Origin of the sequence: Rhizobium redzepovicii (assembly GCF_019793435.1) — a bacterium.
In the GTDB taxonomy this organism is placed as follows: domain Bacteria; phylum Pseudomonadota; class Alphaproteobacteria; order Rhizobiales; family Rhizobiaceae; genus Rhizobium; species Rhizobium redzepovicii.
Map to the genome: position 1 here is coordinate 309478 of NZ_JAILYH010000008.1, position 19379 is coordinate 328856.

Sequence of the window (19379 nt, forward strand, 5' to 3'; positions counted from 1 at the left end):
CAGGGAGAACATCATGGATACGCAGATGCTGATCGGTTCCCGCTTCGAAAACGGCACGGAGACGGAAGAGCACATCCTGAACCCGAAGACCGGCGAGACGGTGATCGACCTTCCCGAGGCCTCGCTCTCCCAGGTCGACGCCGCCGTCGATGCCGCCGAAAAAGCCTTCAGGAGCTGGTCGCAGACGACGCCGGGCGAACGTTCCGGCTACCTCCTGAAGATCGCCGACGCCATCGAAAAGGATGCCGCCGGCTTCGCCACGCTGGAGGCGCTGAACTGCGGCAAACCGATCAATTCAGTGCTCAACGATGAAATTCCGGCTATCGTCGATTGTTATCGCTTCTTCGCCGGCGCCGTGCGCAATCTGCACGCACCGGCCGCCGGCGAATATCTGCCCGGTCACACCTCGATGATCCGTCGCGATCCGATCGGCATCGTTGGCTCGATCGCGCCGTGGAACTATCCGCTGATGATGATGGCCTGGAAGCTGGCCCCGGCGATCGCCGGCGGCAATACCGTCGTCTTCAAGCCCTCGGAGCAGACGCCGCTGACGGCACTGAAGATGGCCAAGCTGCTTTCCGAAATCCTGCCCGAAGGCGTCGTCAACGTCATCCTCGGCCGCGGCGAGAGCGTCGGCAACGCGCTGATCAATCATGCCAAGATCGGCATGGTCTCGATCACGGGCGATGTCGCCACCGGCAAAAAGGTGCTGCAGGCTGCCGCCAAGACGGTCAAGCGCACCCACCTGGAACTCGGCGGCAAGGCCCCCGTCATCGTCTTCGACGATGCCGATATCGACGCCGTCGTGTCAGGCATCCGCACCTTCGGCTATTACAATGCCGGCCAGGACTGCACGGCCGCCTGCCGCATCTATGCCGATGCCAGGGTCTACGACAATTTCGTCGCCGATCTTTCCTCGGCGGTATCGAGCATCCGCTTCAACCAGGCCGACGATACTCAAAACGAGATCGGTCCGCTGATCTCCAGGCGCCAGCGCGACCGCGTCGAAAGCTTCGTCGCCCGCGCTTCCGAGCACAAGCACATGGAGGTCACCACCGGCGGCAAGGTCTCGGGCGACAAGGGCTTCTTCTTCACCCCGACGGTCATTGCTGGCGCCCTGCAGGACGACGAGATCGTCCGCCGCGAGGTCTTCGGCCCGGTCGTCTCGGTCACCCGCTTTTCCGATGCCGACGATGCCGTCGCCTGGGCAAACGACAGCGATTACGGCCTCGCCTCCTCGGTCTGGACCAAGGATATTGGCCGCGGCATGAAGACGGCCGCCCGGCTGCAATATGGCTGCACCTGGATCAACACGCATTTCATGCTGGTCAACGAAATGCCGCATGGCGGTCTGAAACAATCGGGCTACGGCAAGGACATGTCGACCTACGCGCTGGAGGATTACACCGCCGTGCGCCATGTGATGATCAATCACGGCTGACCTTCGTTAGAGCATGATGTTTCTCATGACATCATGCTCTAACTCTTTAATTTAGAACAGGATTCGGAGGGAAACCCAGACCCCACGATCCGTCGTTGCCGGCGGAGATGGGCGTTCTGCATTGGTTCGCCCCGGCGGATCTCAGGCTGTGTGGTTATAAAGCGCCAGCAATTGACCGCCGCCGCTCCAGATCATGTCGATCGCGACATAGACGATGATCGCAAGGCCGAACCAACCGATCCACCGATAGCAGTTGAGCAGCCTGGCGACGAAATTCGACGCGACGCCCATCAATAGCACCGAGAGGATCAGCCCGAAGATCAGCGCGCTCATATTGTCCTTGGCCGCCCCGGCGACGGCGAGCACATTGTCGAGCGACATCGAGACGTCGGCGAAGATGATCTGGCCAATCGCCTGCCGGAAGAGTTTCGGCTTGATATGCACGACGGCTTCGCCGGCATGAGCCCCCTCCGCGCCCTCCGAAATGAGCTCGCGGCCCATCGTCCAGCAGATCCAGAGCAGCATCAGGCCGCCGGCGAGCGTGATGCCGGTAATCGCCAGAAGCTTGGCGGCGATGACCGCGAAGACAATGCGGATGACGGCGGCCGCCGCGATACCGACGGCGATCGCCTTGCCGCGCAGCTCGCTGACGAGGCCGGCGGCAGCCATGCCGATGACGATGACATTGTCTCCCGACAGCAGGAGATTGATCATGATCACTTCGAAATAGGCGGAAAACGTATGCTGATCCAGAAAAGCTGGCATGGTGATCGAGCTTTCATCGACGGGGCAATCGACAGTCTCTTCAAACAGATCGGACAGGCTTTGAAAAGACCCGTATTCCCAATGCATGTCGCCCGGAAGTGTGCAGCGGTTCCGGGAAATAACGACATGCATAAAAACAGAGGACTAAAGCGCGTCGCATGAATCGAATTCGATGCGGCGCGCTTTAGGGAGAGAACGTCATTCCATTCCAAACGATCCGGAACAAATTGCCCGTTGCAGCGTCTTTCTCAGGCAACCGCAAAGGATGACGTCATGCTGAAATGGGCTCTGATATTTTTCGTAATTTCGATCATCGCCGGCTTTTTCGGTTTCTCCGGCGTCTCGGCAGCCACGGCGACGATCGCCCGCGTTCTCTTCGGCATCGCGCTGGTGATCTTCCTGATCTTCCTGGTTCTCGCGCTGATGGCCGGCCAGGCGGTCTTCTAGATTCCCCCAAACACAGGATTTGGGGAGAGATGGATGGGCGGCAGCTTGAGACAGCAAGATCGTATGACTTGCGCTTGCCGCCGCGAGCCTACTGACGCGCCTCTGGCGGGATAGTGCCTGTCGTCGTATACCCGGCCTTCTGGCGGACACTCCTTGACTGTTTTGCACATCCGCTTTTCGAGCCTGCGGTCTATTTCAACTGGGGGACGCGACCGCTTTTATCAGTCATGTTCGGCCGAAGCTGCGCAACATAGCAGAAATATGCCGTCGGATCGCAAGACGTCGAAGAGTCTTGGCGCCGATACAGCAACCGCGGCATATCCGTTCGCATTCAATTTCGAGACGATATCGTTGCAGCGCCCTTTCCCAGAAAGACGAGAGTTGGCTTTTGCTGTTTGTTTTGCGCGGAAGGCATCACTGGCACACTCCTGACCTGTCGCCATAAGTGTAGCCGCAACGATGCCGCCGTTTGTTCGGTTTTATTCGATTTTATTGCGCCGCAGGATGCTCGCAGAGCCTCGACTACAGCACCGCGCGCAGCCAGGGATGCAGTCCATTTGTTCGCTTTCGCAGCAGATTGTCGATCGATATCGATCCTGCGCCCGACGCCGCCAGGACGAACATGCCGCCGGCAATCGCCAGGTCCTTCTCGAAATGCAGAAGCTCGTTCTGGCTCGCAAGATTGGTGTGGAAGAGCAAGGCGGTCGCCAGGCAGAAGAACGCCAGCGCCAAGGCGCCAAGCCGGCAGAGAAAGCCTGTCGCAATGGACAGGCCGGCACCGATTTGAAGGGCGATGGTGGCGAAGGCAACCGGCGCCGAGAGCCCGAGTTTTGCGAAAGTATCGACGGTCGCGGTGATATCCGTCGCGAGCGACCAGGCTTCATGCAGAAAGATCAGTGACAGCAGAAGCCTGCCGAGGAGAAGAATGAGATCGGCCAGTCCGGGCCGGCTTGAGGCGCTTTCCATCATATCCTCCGGTTTGAGACGGGCAGGCGGTCGTGCCGCCTGCTCTTGCGTTCATATGCTCGTCATTTGCCGCCCTTGGCCGCAATGGCCTTTTGCAGGTCTTCGAGTTCTTCGCAGCCGCTCGGGCAAAGTTGCTTCAATGATGACACCTGCTCCTCGGCCTTCGTCATCTCGCCTGTCTCGATATAGAGTTCGCCGAGATATTCACGCGCTGCCTTGTGATCGGGCTGAAGCTCCAGTGCCTTGGTGTAGTAGGTCAGGGACGTTTTGTAGTCGCCCGTCTTGCGCAGCGTATATCCCATCAGATTATAGACATCCGCCTGCTGGTTGTCCTCGGCAAGGCCGCGAAGCTCTGCCAGGGCGCCGTCGTAATCCTTGGTATCGATCTTGGCGCGCACCGACGACAGGTCGGGAGCGTCCGTCGATTCCATATTGTCGACGGCAAAGGCGGGAAGCGCCGTCACCGCGGAAAAGCCCGCGCATATGGCACAAAGCCAGATGAATCCGAGAATTGCATATTTCATGATGGTCTCCTTTCGGCCTTTCAGGCCTGGACTGTCGGTGTAAAGCCATAGGCATTTCCGTCCTTGACGAACCTGCCCGAGCCGGGGAAAGGGAAATGCGAGCCGCAGATCGCGATATTGTCGGCGATGATGCGGTCGATCAGGCGCCGGCGCGTGCCGACGGCCATCGGCCCGTCCTGGTCGTAGCTGCCTTGCCATTCGGGATGCGGCGCAAGCAGGGCCGGCACATACATGATGTCGGCCGAGACAAGCAGTTGCTTGTTGCCGGAGGTGACAAGATAGGCCGAATGGCCAGGCGTGTGGCCGGGCGCAGCGAGAAGAAGCACTCCCGGTGCAACCTCGGCCCCGTCGTCAACCTGCTTCCAGTTCTTCCATGTCGGAAAAACCTCGGCGATGCGTTTGCCGGCCGGTCTGCGGCCCTCCGCAAGCTTCTCGACCCGGCCGGGCTCGGTCCACCAACTGTATTCGACGGCGTTGACGATGAGTTCGGCGTTCGGGAAGACTGGATCGTTCGTTCCCTTTTCCATCAGCCCCCAGACATGGTCCGGATGGAAATGCGAGAGCATGATCGTGTCGATCTTCTTGTAGTCGATGCCGGCGGCCGCCATGTTCGCCGGCAGATGCGTGGCATTTGCCTGCCATTGACCGACGCCCGAGCCCGCGTCCATCATGATCAGACGGTCGCCGAGCTTCAGGACGACCACTGTCAGCGGAATCGGCATGAATTCGGTCGTGAGCCCAGCCTTGGAAAGCGCCTCCTTGGTGTCCTCGATCGAAGCGTTCTTGATGAAAGTCGGGTCATGCGGCTTTTTCCAGATGCCGTCATAGATCGCCGTGACTTCGACATCCCCGATCGTGTATTTGTAGAAGCCGACCATCGGCTCCAGCGGCGTTGCGGCGAGCGCCGGCATGACGAATTCGAGGTTCGACGACAGACCGAATGCAGCCGCCGCGGCAGCCGATCCCAGGACGGCGCGACGTGACATGGTAAACATGATTATGCCTCCTCTCGTTGATGGCATTTCTGGTGGCGAAGACTGGATTGTTCAGATGTCCTCGCTGCCGAACTAGATCGCCGGCACGGCGCACTTATTCCCAATCTCGGGAGTATTTTCTTCAAGCTGTTGAAAATGTTGTTCTATTTCTATCGCGCACGACTGACGCCCGCCTGCATGCAAAAAACTGGCGTCGACATGGAATAAAACCGCTTGCCGATCGGTCTAGACCGCAAGGGGCCGCATTGCATGCCTGCGGGTCCGACGCCCGAATTCGGCTGCTGTTGAGGCGGGGAGAATGATGACAAACATCCAGATCACCTATCCTCTCGGACCGACCGATTTGCTGCTGGCCCGGCATGCGCCGGCAGCCCGCATTCCACGATCACCGCTGGCCGTCTTTCTCGGCGGTGCGGCGTGGCTGTTCCATTTCATGGTCTCGGATAAATCGCGCAGCGATCGGGGCGCTTCGGCAACCGAGACGAGCGTGCAGCATGAATTCATGCAGCCCTTTCAGGACATCATCGTTCCCCATCTTGATGCGGCTTATAATTTTGCCCGCTTCCTCAGCCGCGATGCTGATGCCGCGCAGGATATTGTCCAGGAAGCCTTTCTGCGCGCCTATCGCAATTTCGAAACCTATCGTGGCGGCGACCCGCGCGCCTGGCTCTTTGCCATTGTCAGGAACTGCTGTCATGTCTGGCGCCAGCAGGATCGCCGCAAAGCGCGGTTCGAGCAGTCTTTGGGCAATGACGGCTATGCTGACCTCGACGAAGGCAGCGAATACCAGATCGCCTCGGAGGAGGATTCGCCGGAGACTGCGACGATCCGACGAAGCGAACAGCAGTGCGTACGCGCTGTCATCAGCCGGCTTCCGGAGGCGATGCGGGAAATCCTTGTCTTGCGCGAGCTTGAAGATCTTTCCTACCGACAGATCGCCGAGATCATCGATGCGCCGATCGGCACGGTCATGTCGCGGCTTGCCAGGGCGCGCCGTGAATTTGGCGAAGCCTGGGATGCATGCAGCAAAAGAGAGACGGCACCATGAGTGAAGCCCAGGAGAAAGACTGCCCGGAATGGCGCATCATGCTGCACGGCTTTGTCGATAACGAACTCGATTCCGTCCATACAGCGCAATTCGAGGCTCATCTTGCCAGCTGCGCGAATTGCAGGGCGGAGATGGAAAAGGTTCGTGCCGTGAGAAAGATCATCGATCAGGATGGCATCAAATGGAAACTGCCGGAGGCGCTGCGCTCGCAAGTGCTGTCAATGCTGTCTTTCGAACAGGCAGCCGCATCCGGCCTGCCGCTCCGGCGCCAAGCGCCAGTCTGGCGGCGCACGCTGGATTTCCTCCGGCAATGGAGCTTCGTGCCTTCGCTCGCGGCGCTGGGAGCAGGCGCCTTCCTGTTCATCAACGCACCGTCGCCGGCCTTGCTTTTGCAGGACCAGATCATGGCTAGCCATGTCAGGTCGATGATGGCCGATCATCTGACCGACGTGCTGACCTCGGATCAGCACACGGTAAAACCGTGGTTCAACGGCAAGATCGATTTTTCACCACCGGTCAGCGATCTCGCCAAGGGCGGTTTTCCGCTGATCGGCGGACGTGTCGACTACATCGGTGATCGCGCCGTTGCTGCTCTCGTCTACCGACGCCACGGCCATATCATCAACCTGTTCATCTGGCCGGCGGCCGCGGCCACCCAGACGACGACGGTGGATGACGGCTACAACATCAAGCAATGGTCGGACGGAGGGTTGGTGTTCTGGGCGATTTCGGATGTGGCTGCAGGCGATCTGGCCGAGTTCGAGACCCTCTTCAGGGCAGCGGCAAAGGGTTAATGCATGTCGCCCCGAAGTGTGCAGAAGTGTGCAGCGGTTCGGGGATAACGATATGCATCAATACAATGAGCTAAAGCAGGCTCGCACCGACATTGATCGCCAGCGCCAGGATCGTCGTATTGAAAAGGAACGACAACACGGCATGCAGCAAGGTCAGCTTACGCATGCTGGTCGAGCTGACCGCGACATCCGCCGTCTGCGCGGCAACGCCGATGGTGAAAGAGAAATAGAGAAAATCCCAGTAGCCGGGCTCTTCGATCCCATCAGGAAACTTCAGGCCGCCCTCCCCGTCTGTCCCGCCATAGAAATAATGGGCGTAGTGGATGGTGAAGAGCGTATGCAGAAACATCCAGGAGATCAGGATCGTCAGCACCGCAGCACCTGCCCGTGCCAGCGCCGCGTCGGGCGCCGCTTCCTTGATGGAATGAAGCTCGAGGCCGATGCCGGCGATGCTGGCAAGGGCTGCGCCGATCGAAAGAGCCAAAAGAACCGTATCGGAAAAATCGAGATCCTCGGCCTTTTTCCGGATACTTTCGACTGTCGCCCGCAGCATCTTGCGCCAGCTGAGCACGACAAAAACGCCGGCGCTGACATTCCAGCCGAACAGGATGTTGCCGGCGCTGACGTCGCGCGAGGTCACAGCCAAGAAGACCACCAGTCCGGCAAGGACTGATATGATGAAGCTCGCATGCTTGTAGGCAAATACTGCAAGCGAATTTGCCCGTACCTCATCCGCCATACCAGTCTCCGACAGCATATGTCCTTGATAACAGCACGAAAAAGGCGCGCCTGCCAGCCGGCAGCCGCGCCTTCGATTGCATCCCGCGCCCTATCAGGCGGCTGCGAGCTGCAGTTCCTTCTGCACCATGGTGCGCAACGTTCCGAGATCCTTGGCGAAAGCGCGGATGCCTTCGGCGAGTTTTTCCGTCGCCATCGCATCTTCGTTCATCATCCAGCGGAAGGTCTTCTCGTCGACAGAAACCTTCGGATCCGGCTTGCGGCCTTCCGGCGAAAGCTTGCGCTCCAGCTTGCCTTCATCCTTGGCGAGTTCGTCGAGCAGGTTCGGGCTGATGGTCAGGCGGTCGCAACCGGCAAGCGCTTCGATTTCGCCGGCGCTGCGGAAGGAGGCGCCCATGACGATCGTCTTGATATCGTTCGCCTTGTAGTAATTGTAGATTTCACGGACGGAGATGACGCCCGGATCTTCCTCGGCGGTGTAGTCCTTGCCCGTTGATTTCTTGTACCAGTCGAGGATGCGGCCGACGAAGGGCGAGATCAGGAACACCTTGGCGTCGGCGCAGGCGATTGCCTGGGCCTTGCTGAAGAGCAGCGTCAGATTGCAGTCGATGCCTTCTTTTTGCAGCACCTCAGCGGCGCGGATGCCTTCCCAGGTGGAAGCGAGCTTGATGAGAATGCGGTCCTGATCGATGCCGCGTTCCTTGTAGGCGGCGATGATCGATCGCGCCTTGGCAAGCGAAGCCTCGGTATCGAACGAAAGATCGGCGTCGACTTCGGTCGAGACACGGCCCGGGACGAGCTTCACCAGGGCTGCGCCGACGGAGATGGCGAGGCGATCGGCGACAGCGGAAGAAACGGCTTCGGAATTGCCGCCCTGCTTCTTGCCCCAGGCGATGGCTTCCTTGATGGCATCGGCAAACATCGGCGTGCCCAGAGCCTTCAGCACGATGCTCGGGTTCGTCGTGCAATCCACAGGCTTCAGTCGGGCGACGGCTTCGATATCGCCGGTATCGGCGACGACAGTGGTAATCTCGCGGAGTTGGTCAAGCTTGGATGTCATGGTCAATAATCCTTGTTGAACTTGGGCTGCGACCGGCGCGAGTTCCGCCCGGCAAAGGTGATCTACCGACAGATTGTCTGCATGCTGCAGGCGAGAATGCGCGCATCCGTCACGGATGATTCATAAACGTGAAGCAAAGTAGCCCTGTTCCCGGGCAAACCGCACGCCGAACGTAAGCGATACCGCCTGCGGCTGGAAGGCCGGTCGTGACTTTCGGCATGCCCGCACTATGTCCTCCTCGGACGGACAGAACGACTTTTATCGTCAGGACTATCGCCATCCGGCCAGGGAAAAGTCAAGGACATTTGTGCATTTCAATTGACATAAGTGTCACGCCCGTCATTATCCAGGCACAAGCGTATCGCTGCGACCTTTCATCTCGTGAGGGATTCAGGGCAGGAATTGTGCGGAGGAGATGTGGTCAAGCTTAAACGCGGCACGCACACGGCCTTTTCGGAAGCATCCTCGCTGCGGCTGAGGGCTGCATGGCTCTATTATAATGAGGGTCTGACCCAGAAGGACGTCGCCGAACAGCTCGGCATCAGCCGTACCACCGTGATCCGCCTGCTCGACGAAGCGATGAAGCGTAGCGAAGTCCAGATCTGGATCAACGATTCAATCGGCGACTGCGTCGAGCTTTCGGTGAGACTGGAGCGCGCCTATGGCCTTGACGAGGCAATCGTCGTGCCGTCACCGGTCGGCAGTGACGTCAATTCGCTGGCAAAGAATGTCGGGTTGGCGCTTGGCCAGTTTCTCTCCGAAGCCATTCCGGACGACTATACGATCGGCGTCGGCTGGGGCCGAACCATGACCGCCTCGCTGTCAAGCTTCCGGCCGCCGCGCCGCGCCAATTGCAAGGTCGTCTCGCTGCTCGGCGGCATCGTCGCCGTGCACCAGACGAACCCGATCGATTACACATGGCGGCTGGCCAATCAGCTCGGCGCCGAATGTTATATGTTCTTGGCGCCGCTTCTCGTCGATTCCGTCGAGACCAAGCGCAATCTGATCGAGAAATGCGGGCTGGATACGATCTACCGTCTGGCCGAGAGCCTCGATCTGGCGATTGTCAGCTGCGGCGATATCGGCCCGCATTCGACCTCGCTGTCGGAGGGCTGGATCTCGAAGGCCGAGCTGCGGGAGCTGATCGCTGCCGGCTGCGTCTGCGACACCATGTTCAACTTTCTCGACAAGGACGGCAATTCGGTCGACCACTCGATCAATCGGCGCGTCATGTCCGTCGATCTCGACACGCTGAAGGAGGCCAAGCATATCGTGCTCTCCTCCGGCGGCGCCCACCGCGCCGTCGCCATCCGCGCGACGATCAAGCGCATCGGCTGCAACACGCTGATCACCGATGAAAGCGCGGCACGGGCGCTGCTGGAATTAGCCGACACATCTCCGGCTGCCTCTTCTCCCCAGCGGGGAGAAGTGCCGGAGCGATAGCGAGGCGATGTGGGGTGAGCGACGCCGGGAGCGAACGGTCGGAGCGACAAGCGACGAACGCGTTGCTGCTAGGTCCCCATCCTCCGGACCCTGCTATCAGGCGTGCGCCGACTCCCAGCCAAGCATCGCCCGCTTGCGGGTCAAGCCCCAATGGTAGCCGGTCAGCGCGCCATTCTTGCCAACCGCCCGATGGCAAGGCACCACGAAGGAGATCGGGTTCGCCCCGACCGCCGCCCCCACGGCGCGCTGCGCCGTCGGCCGGCCGATATCCTTGGCGATATCGGAATAGGTAACCGCCTTGCCGAACGGGATTTTCATCAGACTTTGCCAGACGCTGACCTGGAAATCCGTGCCGATCAGCACGACCCGCAGCGGCTGTTCCGAGGACCATTTGCCGGGCTCGAAGATGCGGGCGGCATAGGGAACCGTCGCCTGCAGGTCCTCGACATATTGGGCATTCGGCCAACGGCAGGTCATATCCTCGAGGCAGGCTTTCTCGTCGCCGGAATCGCTGAAGGCAAGGCCGGCAAGGCCGCGGTCGGTGACCATGATCAGCGCGATGCCGAAAGGGCAGATGTGGAAGCCGTAGCGGATGGTAAGACCGCCGCCCTTCGCCTTCCATTCGCCAGGCGACATCGCCTCATGGGTTACGAAAAGATCGTGCAGCCGGCTCGGGCCGGAGAGGCCGACCTCGATCGAGGTCTCCAGCAGCGGCATGTCTTCCTTGCGCAGCAGCCGCTTGGCGTGGTCGAGCGTCACTGCCTGCAGGAAGCCCTTGGGCGACAGGCCGGCCCAGCGGGTGAAGGTCTTCTGCAGCTGTGTCGGCGACTGGTTGAGCCGCGCCGCGATCGCCTCCAGCGAAGGCTGGTCGCGATAATCCTCGGTGATGAGTTCGATCACCCGGCGGACAATGTCATAGTCAGGGCCGTCAGGCGTTATGTCTGTCTGCAGGTTCGCAATCATATTCATCGTCTTTCTCCTTGTCGTAAGGAGATAATCAATTGGCTGTTCGCAAACCACCCGTTTCTTGCGCACCGCGAGGTAAGTTCAGATACGCTGCTTGACCGTGGCCAGCGCCCCCTTGAAGGCCTTGGCGAAGCTTTCACGATCATCGGGGTTGAGGAACGAGCCGATATCGGTGCGCCGACCCTCGCCGAAGATCTGCATCGAGAGAATACCGATCTCCTGATGCCGGCGAACGAGGAAGCGCGTCCAGAACGGATTGAAATGGTGCTCCACCATCCGCCCCGATGGCGCAAACTTGCGTACCGATACGTCGGTACGCGACACCGTGATCTCCTCGCGCGCTCGTCCGGAGCGGTAGTTCAGCCAGAAGGCGCCGTAAAGCAATGCGAAATCCAGCCCGAAGAAAAAGCCGATCGGCCAGGCGCCGGTCGCGATGAAGAACATCCCATAGAGGAAGCAGACGGCGCCGGACAGGATCAGCAGCACCCGGAAGCCCCGGCGGCCGAGCGATCGGTGGGGGAAAAGCTCGGCAGCGAAAACAGGCTGCTCGTTGAGGCTGTCGGCGTTGCTTTCCATCATGGCTGCTGAGTATAGATTCACCATGGCGAATCCGAAACTCAAATCCGTTACCAGACCGTCGCAAAACTCGAATGTGATCGCTCGCCGCAAACCGGCGGCGACGGTGAAGACCGCCTATTCGCTCGCCGAGCGTGAGGAGATCTTCCACCGCTTCTCGGTGCAGCGGCCGGAGCCGAGGGGCGAACTCGAGCATAGCAATCCCTTCACCCTCGTCGTCGCCGTCGCACTGTCGGCGCAGGCAACCGATGTCGGCGTCAACAAGGCGACCCGCGCCCTCTTCAAGGTTGCCGATACGCCGGAAAAGATGCTCGAACTTGGCGAGGAGCGGTTGCGCGACTATATCAGGACGATCGGCCTCTATCGCAACAAGGCGAAAAACGTCATCGCCCTCTCGCAGATGCTGGTCGATGATTTCGCCGGCAAGGTGCCGGAGACACGCGACGAACTGGTGAAATTGCCGGGCGTCGGCCGCAAGACCGCCAATGTCGTGCTCTCCATGGCCTTCGGCCAGGCGACGATGGCCGTCGACACCCATATCTTCCGAATTGCCAATCGCATCAAGCTTGCCCCCGGCAAGACGCCCGACGAAGTCGAGGCGCGGCTGATGAAGGTGATCCCGCAACATTACCTCTACCATGCCCATCACTGGCTGATCCTGCACGGCCGCTACACCTGCAAGGCGCGCCGCCCCGAATGCGAACGCTGCGTCATCGCCGATCTCTGCAAGTCGCCGGAAAAGAGTTGGGATGTGCCGGCGCCGCTCGTCGAACTACCGCCGCAGGTGATCGGCGAGGCCGTCGAGTAGAGCAGGTCGCCGTCCTGCCCGGCTAACCTCACGCCCGAAAACCCGCGTCGCGGGCGGAAATCATCTTGTGCAGATGCACCATCATGCCGGCGGCAAACAGCGGGGTCAGAAGGTTGACGAAGGGGATCGCCAGAAAAAGCGCGATCACCAGCCCGCCAAGAAATACGGTGGAGGCGTGTTTGGCGCGGAAGAGCCGCGCCTCCTCAGGCGACCGGAAGCGCATGGCGGCGAATTCGAAAAATTCCCGTCCGAGCAGATAGCCGTTCACCAGAAAGAAGGCGACCAGATTGACGCCGGGGATGAACAGCAGCAGCAAGGCGACGATATTGCCGAGGATCACCACGCCGAGGAATTTGATCGAGCTTGCCATCGCCGGGCCGAGCGGCATGGCGGTCCCCGCCGCGTCCTTGGGATAATCGCGTTTTTCGATGACATCGGCGACATCGTCGAGGAACAGGCCGGCGATCAGCGCCGTGACCGGCGACAGCAGCAATGCCAGCATCAGCGCAAGACCGATACCGGCAAGGATTGCGAAAATCAGGGCGAGCCACCCGGCCCAATCCGGCACATCGGGAAAGAAGCTGGTGAACCAGGGAAAGAGGAAGGCCATGAAGGCCCCGCGCAGCGCGAACCATAGACCGACCAGCACGAGAATCGTCAGCCCGAGCACTTTCCAGAAGACCGAACGTGTTTCCGGCGCGAACAAATTGGTCAGCGATTGTCGAGCGGCGTCAAGGATCATGTCTCAGCTTTCTCCGGTTGCGCCGAAGATGTAGGAAAGATTGATGCCACCCACAAGAGAGAATAAAATTGCAGGCGGTAATAGAAAACTTGTCGAAAATTAAATGCTAATATAGTATTGTCACGTATCTGAATATGCATGGGCCTGAGAAGCAGCTTCCGAAATAGTTGCAAAGACAAGGGGTCGCAACAGCGCATCCGCGGAACGCCTCTAAGGAAAAACGGGGGAGGCTGACGTGGAAGACTTTGTGCAAAAACTCAGGCAATACGCAAAAAACGGTACTCCGGCCGAACGCCGTATCGCGAAATATTTCACCGAACATCTGAACGACCTGCCTTTCGAGACGGCTGCGTCTGTCGCCGACCGGCTGGATCTCTCGCCGATGACCGTCGGGCGCTTCCTGCGCGCGCTCGGCTATCAGGGATTGGATAGTGTCAAAGTCGAGATTCGCGAGACCGTGACGACATCGCCGGCGCAATTGCAAAGCGCCATGAGCGAGCTGCATCAGGACGCCGCCGAGGGCAAACCGCTCGCCGTGCTGGTTGCCGAACAGATTCAGGCGCTCCACCATATCTACCATCTGACGGCGCAGCCGCATTGGTCCGAAGCCGTCAGCCTGATCAGCACTGCCCGCGAAGTGTCGATCGCCACACATGCCCGGCTTGCAAGCCTTGCCCATCATTTCTGCCAGCGGCTGACGCAAGCCCGCGACGGCGTGCGCACGCTTGACGGTGCCGACAATCGTTTTGCCGAACTCTTCGCCCGGCTGGCGGTCGACGACGCGCTGCTCGTCATCATCGACTGTCGCCGCTTCGCCAAGGCGCGGCTGCTTGCCAGGACGGCGCGGCGCTACGGTTATAAGGTCGTGCTCATTTCACCGCAGCAGGCGGACTGGATGGCGGATCAGTCGAACGTCATGCTGCCCTTGCCGCCTGCCCGCGCGCCCGACCTCGACAATCTACCGCCACTGATCGCGCTGCTTGATTGCCTGTCGGAATCCGTGATCCTCGAAGTCGGCGAAGAGGCGGCCCTTCGCCGCCGCCGCATGCTGGAATTTGCGACAGTCCTTGGCGAGACGGCCAACCACTGAACCGTTATTGCATCGTTTCCAGCTCGGCGCGATGCCTGTGCATGGCGAGAAGGCGGCGGTAGTCGCGGTCGTAGAGCGCCTGTTTTCCCTTGTCGGGAAGCCGAACGTCGCCGCCCGGATACATCGCCTCGCCAGCCGCCGCTAAATTCCCGTGCAAGCCGCAGGCGACAGATGCGGCGATCGCCGTGCCGAGCAGCACCGCCTCGTTCATCTTCGGCACCACGACCTTGCAGCCGGTGGCATCGCTGTAGAGCTCCATCAGCACCGGGTTCTTCACATGCCCGCCGGCAATATGCAGCGTATCGGGCACGTAGCCGTATTCCTTCATCATTTCGAGGATATGGCGGATCCCGAGCGCAATCGCTACCGCAGTGCGCCAGTAGAGCGTGCAGAGGCCATCGAAGGATGTATCGAGGCTCAGCCCGCTGACCACGCCGACGGCATGCGGATCGGCAAGCGGCGAGCGATTGCCATGGAAATCCGGCAGCACGAAAATGCGGCCCCCGAAGGCATCACCTTCCTCGGCCCGCAATTCGGCAATGCGTGCGACGATCCTCTGATGCAGCGCCGCCGTCGGCTCGCCGCCGGCGGCATGCATGCGCACGATGTGGTCGAGCAGCGCACCGGTCGCCGATTGCCCGGCCTCCACCAGCCAGGATTGTGGAAAGACCGCCTCGTAATAGGGCCCCCACATGCCATGGCTCGGCTTGCGTTCCCTGGAGAAGGTGACAATGCAGCTCGACGTGCCGGCGATCAGCGCCAATTGGTGTTCGCGCTTAGCAGGATCGGCGGCATACCCGCCGAGTGCACCGAGCGCGCCGGCATAGGCGTCGATCATCCCAGCCGAGACATGGCAGTCCGTGGTCAGCCCCAGCGCCTCTGCCGCACCAGGTGTCAGCCGGCCGACGCTGCCGCCGACCGGCACAGTCTCATCCGGCAGCTGGCCGCGCGCCTGAAGATCCTCGAGACCGATCCGCTCCAGGAAATCCTGCTGCCAGCCCTTTTCGAGATGGGCGAGATAGTTCCATTTCGCAGTCAGCGTACAGCGCGACCGGGCAGCCGATCCGGTCGATTTCCACGTCATGAAATCGGCGAGATCGAAGAAGTAGCCGGCCTTTTCCCATGTGGAGGGCAGCTTCTTCTTCAGCCACATCAGCTTTGGCATCTCCATTTCGGGCGACATGACAAGCCCGGAATGTTCGAGCACAGCGTGCTCCGTCGCCGTGCAGAAATCGGCTTCCTTCAGCGCCCGGTGATCGAGCCAGACGATCGTGTCGAACCGCCTCTCGCCGCCGGTGGAAACGCTGAGCTGATGGCCCTCGACATCGCGGACGACAAGCGAACAGGTGGCGTCGAAGCCGATCGCGCCGACCGAGGCTGCTGCGATGCCGGATTGCTCCATGGCGCTACGCACCGCCGTGCAGGCGGCGGACCAGATGTCTTCGGAATCGTGTTCGGCATGATTTTCGCGCGGCCGGTTCATCACGATCGGATGTTCGGCCTTGGCGAGCAAGCGGCCACGGGCATCGAAGACGCCGGCGCGCGCACTGCCGGTGCCGACATCCACCGCAACCACATGATCCCGCATCAAATCTTGATCCCGTCCAGCTTATGGTTGCGGACAAGGTGTATCAATTCAGGCATGGCGTCAAACACCACTTCCGGCGAAAGCCGGTCGAGTTCGGCGCGATAGCCGGCGAAGTTGGCATGCGATCCGCCGGTGAAGGCAAACACCGTCATCCCCGCCGCCTTGGCGGCGGCAACGCCGGCCGGGCTGTCCTCGACGACAATGCAATGTGCAGGTTCCACCCGCATTTCACGCGCCGCATGCAGGAAAAGATCGGGCGCCGGTTTGCCGCGCTTGACCATCGTCGCACTAAAGATGTCGGGCAGCCTGCCGAGCAGCCCGGTGACGGACAGCGACAGCCGGATCCGCTCCATCTGGCTTGAGGAGGCAACGCAGCAGCGAACGCCGAGCCCATCGATTGCTGCGGCGATACCGTCGATCGGCTTCAATTCAGTGCGAAAACGGGCGTAGAGATCGGTGCGGATGCGCTCGAGGAATTCCTCGCCGGCATGGACGTTGAATTCGGTATCCAGCGTGTCGACCATCGTCGACAGACTGCGGCCGAGAAAGCGCTCATAGGCCTGGTCCTCGGTGATCGAGACGCCGAGATCGTTCATCGCCCCGACCAGCACGCTAATCGAGATCGGCTCGCTGTCGACGAGCACACCGTCGCAATCAAAGATGATCAGCTGTGGTTCAGCGTCAGCCATGGAGGACCCAACCTGAGTTCAATTTCGGACGCACGACCGTCCCGCTTCCTTGCAAGGCCGGATGGACGGCGGCAATGAATGCCGTCATCCGGATTCCCTACACTGCGAGCTTGCCGTCGAGATAGAGCTGCAGCGTCTCCCGCGTGCCCTTTTCCCACAGAGTTTTGAGAGCATGGGCGAAACGCTTGCGGAAAAGTTCGGATTTCGCCACCGCGCCGAAAATATCGTCGAAGGCGAGGAAAGCCGACGGATCGTCTTTTGCCTTCAGCGCCGCCGCATGCAGGCGCTCGGCGCTGGCGTCGTTGAAGACGATATCCTTGCCGCTGTCGCTCTTGCCGGCGAAATAGCGGCACCAGAGCGCCGAGACCAGTGCCAGCCCGACGACATCCCGGCCCTGGTTGAGATTGTCGAGCGTCGATGGCAGGATGAATTTCGGCTGGCGGTTGGAGCCGTCCTGGGCCAACCGCGGAATGGTGTCGGCAATCTTCGGATTGAGCAGCCGATGTTCGATCAGCGCGAAATAATCCGTGAGCGACGTGTTCGGCACCGGCGGCACGATCGGGATGATCTCGTCTTTCTCGAGCTTGGCGAGGAAGGCGCGAATCAAAGGATCTTCCATGGAATCATGAACGAAATGAATGTCCATCAGCGCCGCCGGATAGGCGATCGCCGCATGCCCGCCGTTGAGGATGCGGATCTTCATATGCTCATAGGGCGTGACATCGGGAACGAAGGTCACGCCGACCTTTTCCAGCGCCGGCCGGCCGGCGGTGAACTTGTCCTCGAGCACCCATTGCTTGAATTCCTCGCAATAGACTGGCCAATTGTCCTCGATCTCGAAATTGTCCTTGAGGAAATCGATCTCCCGCTGGCCGGTTGCCGGCGTGATGCGGTCGACCATCGCATTCGGAAAGGCGACATTCGCCCGGATCCACTCGGCAAAGCCGGGATCCGACAATGCCGCCGTGCCGACCACGGCATTGGCGGTGACGATGCCGTTGTGGGGAATGTTGTCGCAGGACATGACGGTGAAAGGACCGATACCCCTAGCCTTGCGCACCTTCAGGCCGGCGACGATCAGGCCGAACACCGTCTTCGGCGCGTCGGGGCTGTTTCCGTCAGCGGCGATTGCCGGATGGGCCGGATTGAATGTGCCCGATGCATCGATGAAATAACCGCCCTCGGTGATCGTCATCGAAACGATGCGGATATCGGGATCGGCGAGCTTGGCGATGATCGCGGCGGGATCGCCGACCGGCAGGATGTCGATCATCGGCGCGGTGACGCGCGCCGCCGTCTTGTTGTTGTCCTGCTCGACCACCGTCGTCAGAAAATCCTGGGCTGCAAGCTTTTCGCGCATGGACGCATCCGACGGCAGCACACCGGCGCCGACGATCGCCCAGTCGTGATCCGCGTTTGAGTTGAAGAGGTCGTCAAGATAGACCGCCTGATGGGCGCGATGGAAATTGCCGACGCCGAAGTGCACGATGCCGGCTTTCAGCGACGCCCTGTCATATCCAGGGACGGCGGCGGTGCGCGCCGCGTCGGAAAGCGTTGCCAGCGATAGTTTGCACGTCATGTTTCAGTCCTCTTGAAGGTCTTGCCGAAACGGCCGGGCGCCATCGCCCGGCTCGCATGCCTGCCCCCAGCCGGCGGCCTGCCTCAGATGGCAAGGCCGCCCTCGTTGAATTTGTGAATACGCGAACGGTCCGGCGTCAGATAGACCGTGTCTCCAGCCTTGGCGGCAAAATCACCGCTGCCGCGCGCCGTCACCATGCCGATGCCGTCGGCATCGATATGCAGGAAAGTGTCGGATCCGAGATGCTCGGCGACCACGACCCTACCCTTCCAGTCGCCGCTCTCCATCGACAACAGCATGTGCTCGGGGCGGATGCCGATCGTATGGGCGCCGAGCTGTGCGGCGTTCTGGCCCGTTATGAAGTTCATCTTCGGCGAACCGATGAAGCCGGCGACGAAGAGGTTGCGGGGGCGGCTGTAGAGTTCGAGCGGCGAGCCGACCTGCTCGATATTGCCCCTGTTCAAGACGACGATCTTGTCGGCCATGGTCATCGCCTCGACCTGGTCGTGGGTGACGTAGACCATCGTCGTCTTCAGCTGCTGGTGCAGCTCGCTGATTTCGAGACGCATGTTGACACGCAGCGCTGCGTCGAGGTTCGACAGCGGTTCGTCGAACAGGAAGGCCGAAGGCTGGCGCACGATGGCGCGGCCGATCGCCACGCGCTGGCGCTGGCCGCCGGACAGCTGGCGCGGCTTGCGCTCCAGATAATCGGTAAGGTTCAGCACCCGGGCGGCATCCGTCACCTTGCGGTCGATCTCAGCCTTGTCGACGCCCGCCATCTTCAGCGGAAAGGCGATGTTGTTGCGCACGCTCATATGCGGATAGAGCGCATAGGACTGGAACACCATAGCCAGGCCGCGCTCCGACGGCGCCTTTTCGGTGGCGTCCCTGCCGTCGATGACGATCTTGCCGCCGGAGACATCCTCGAGACCGGCGATCAACCTAAGCAGCGTGGACTTGCCGCAGCCCGACGGGCCGACGAAGACGACGAATTCGCCGTCCTTGATATCGAGATCGATCGAAGGGATGACCTTGGCTTCGCCGAAGACCTTGGAAACCTTCTGAAGGGTAATGCTGCCCATGTTTGTCTCCCTTTATCTTATTTCACAGCGCCGAAGGT

The 19379-nt window shown here is 60.6% G+C and carries 20 protein-coding genes; 7 read left to right on the plus strand and 13 right to left on the minus strand.

Going from position 1 to position 19379, the window contains the following annotated elements:
• The first annotated feature begins 13 nt into the window (after positions 1-13).
• On the plus strand, positions 14-1441 hold the full coding sequence (locus K6N12_RS15405; protein WP_097628669.1) for a gamma-aminobutyraldehyde dehydrogenase: 1428 nt from the start codon (positions 14-16) through the stop codon (positions 1439-1441).
• Between the two features lie 141 nt (positions 1442-1582).
• On the opposite strand, the gene K6N12_RS15410 is transcribed toward K6N12_RS15405, so the two are convergent.
• Entirely contained in the window at positions 1583-2206 is a 624-nt protein-coding gene (locus K6N12_RS15410; protein ID WP_097628790.1) for a YjbE family putative metal transport protein, read from the minus strand.
• 273 nt (positions 2207-2479) lie between these two features.
• Here K6N12_RS15410 and K6N12_RS15415 point away from each other — a divergent pair, with 273 nt between their 5' ends.
• Entirely contained in the window at positions 2480-2653 is a 174-nt protein-coding gene (locus K6N12_RS15415; protein WP_003590176.1) for a DUF1328 domain-containing protein, read from the plus strand.
• Between the two features lie 522 nt (positions 2654-3175).
• On the opposite strand, the gene K6N12_RS15420 is transcribed toward K6N12_RS15415, so the two are convergent.
• The 3 genes from K6N12_RS15420 to K6N12_RS15430 are packed head-to-tail and all read right to left on the minus strand — an operon-like array spanning position 3176 to position 5138.
• Complete coding sequence (locus K6N12_RS15420; protein ID WP_165503906.1) at positions 3176-3622, minus strand: DoxX family protein; 447 nt, start codon at positions 3620-3622, stop codon at positions 3176-3178.
• A 59-nt stretch (positions 3623-3681) separates the two neighbouring features.
• On the minus strand, positions 3682-4143 hold the full coding sequence (locus tag K6N12_RS15425) for a tetratricopeptide repeat protein (protein ID WP_097628667.1): 462 nt from the start codon (positions 4141-4143) through the stop codon (positions 3682-3684).
• A gap of 20 nt (positions 4144-4163) precedes the next feature.
• Entirely contained in the window at positions 4164-5138 is a 975-nt protein-coding gene (locus K6N12_RS15430; protein WP_097628666.1) for an MBL fold metallo-hydrolase, read from the minus strand.
• Positions 5139-5436: 298 nt separating this feature from the next.
• Here K6N12_RS15430 and K6N12_RS15435 point away from each other — a divergent pair, with 298 nt between their 5' ends.
• Entirely contained in the window at positions 5437-6186 is a 750-nt protein-coding gene (locus K6N12_RS15435) for a sigma-70 family RNA polymerase sigma factor (RefSeq protein ID WP_222148839.1), read from the plus strand.
• Entirely contained in the window at positions 6183-6980 is a 798-nt protein-coding gene (locus K6N12_RS15440; protein WP_097628664.1) for an anti-sigma factor family protein, read from the plus strand. The genes K6N12_RS15435 and K6N12_RS15440 overlap by 4 nt, the downstream gene beginning before the upstream one ends.
• A gap of 70 nt (positions 6981-7050) precedes the next feature.
• On the opposite strand, the gene K6N12_RS15445 is transcribed toward K6N12_RS15440, so the two are convergent.
• Together K6N12_RS15445 and tal are read right to left on the minus strand one after the other, a co-directional pair.
• Positions 7051-7719, minus strand: coding sequence for a DUF1345 domain-containing protein (locus K6N12_RS15445; protein ID WP_097628663.1), 669 nt, complete (start codon positions 7717-7719; stop codon positions 7051-7053).
• A 93-nt stretch (positions 7720-7812) separates the two neighbouring features.
• Positions 7813-8778 carry a transaldolase gene (gene tal / locus K6N12_RS15450; protein ID WP_097628662.1) on the minus strand — a complete coding sequence of 322 codons (966 nt, stop codon included), beginning with the start codon at positions 8776-8778 and terminating at the stop codon, positions 7813-7815.
• Positions 8779-9195: 417 nt separating this feature from the next.
• On the opposite strand from tal, the gene K6N12_RS15455 reads away from it, so the two are divergent.
• A complete protein-coding gene (locus K6N12_RS15455) occupies positions 9196-10221 on the plus strand; it encodes a sugar-binding transcriptional regulator (RefSeq protein ID WP_097628661.1) in 1026 nt (341 codons plus the stop codon).
• A gap of 96 nt (positions 10222-10317) precedes the next feature.
• On the opposite strand, the gene K6N12_RS15460 is transcribed toward K6N12_RS15455, so the two are convergent.
• Together K6N12_RS15460 and K6N12_RS15465 are read right to left on the minus strand one after the other, a co-directional pair.
• Positions 10318-11190, minus strand: coding sequence for a methylated-DNA--[protein]-cysteine S-methyltransferase (locus K6N12_RS15460; RefSeq protein WP_088937521.1), 873 nt, complete (start codon positions 11188-11190; stop codon positions 10318-10320).
• Positions 11191-11268: 78 nt separating this feature from the next.
• Positions 11269-11766: a DUF2244 domain-containing protein gene (locus K6N12_RS15465; RefSeq protein WP_037073447.1), complete on the minus strand. Its 498-nt coding sequence runs from the start codon at positions 11764-11766 to the stop codon at positions 11269-11271.
• Here K6N12_RS15465 and nth point away from each other — a divergent pair.
• Positions 11765-12571 (plus strand): endonuclease III, encoded by an 807-nt coding sequence (nth, locus tag K6N12_RS15470; RefSeq protein WP_179867169.1) that lies wholly within the window; start codon positions 11765-11767, stop codon positions 12569-12571. The genes K6N12_RS15465 and nth overlap by 2 nt on opposite strands.
• Before the next feature lie 28 nt (positions 12572-12599).
• On the opposite strand, the gene K6N12_RS15475 is transcribed toward nth, so the two are convergent.
• On the minus strand, positions 12600-13313 hold the full coding sequence (locus K6N12_RS15475; RefSeq protein ID WP_097628659.1) for a sulfate transporter family protein: 714 nt from the start codon (positions 13311-13313) through the stop codon (positions 12600-12602).
• 235 nt (positions 13314-13548) lie between these two features.
• Between K6N12_RS15475 and K6N12_RS15480 the strand changes: the two genes are divergently transcribed.
• Positions 13549-14403: a MurR/RpiR family transcriptional regulator gene (locus tag K6N12_RS15480; protein ID WP_097628658.1), complete on the plus strand. Its 855-nt coding sequence runs from the start codon at positions 13549-13551 to the stop codon at positions 14401-14403.
• 4 nt (positions 14404-14407) lie between these two features.
• On the opposite strand, the gene K6N12_RS15485 is transcribed toward K6N12_RS15480, so the two are convergent.
• The 4 genes from K6N12_RS15485 to K6N12_RS15500 form a co-directional block, all read right to left on the minus strand.
• Positions 14408-15991 carry an FGGY-family carbohydrate kinase gene (locus K6N12_RS15485; protein ID WP_097628657.1) on the minus strand — a complete coding sequence of 528 codons (1584 nt, stop codon included), beginning with the start codon at positions 15989-15991 and terminating at the stop codon, positions 14408-14410.
• Positions 15991-16680, minus strand: a complete 690-nt coding sequence (locus K6N12_RS15490) for an HAD family hydrolase (RefSeq protein ID WP_097628656.1) — start codon at positions 16678-16680, stop codon at positions 15991-15993. The genes K6N12_RS15485 and K6N12_RS15490 overlap by 1 nt, the downstream gene beginning before the upstream one ends.
• A 97-nt stretch (positions 16681-16777) precedes the next feature.
• Positions 16778-18259: a mannitol dehydrogenase family protein gene (locus K6N12_RS15495; protein ID WP_097630115.1), complete on the minus strand. Its 1482-nt coding sequence runs from the start codon at positions 18257-18259 to the stop codon at positions 16778-16780.
• Between the two features lie 83 nt (positions 18260-18342).
• Positions 18343-19341 (minus strand): ABC transporter ATP-binding protein, encoded by a 999-nt coding sequence (locus tag K6N12_RS15500; protein ID WP_131711056.1) that lies wholly within the window; start codon positions 19339-19341, stop codon positions 18343-18345.
• Between the last annotated feature and the right edge of the window lie 38 nt (positions 19342-19379).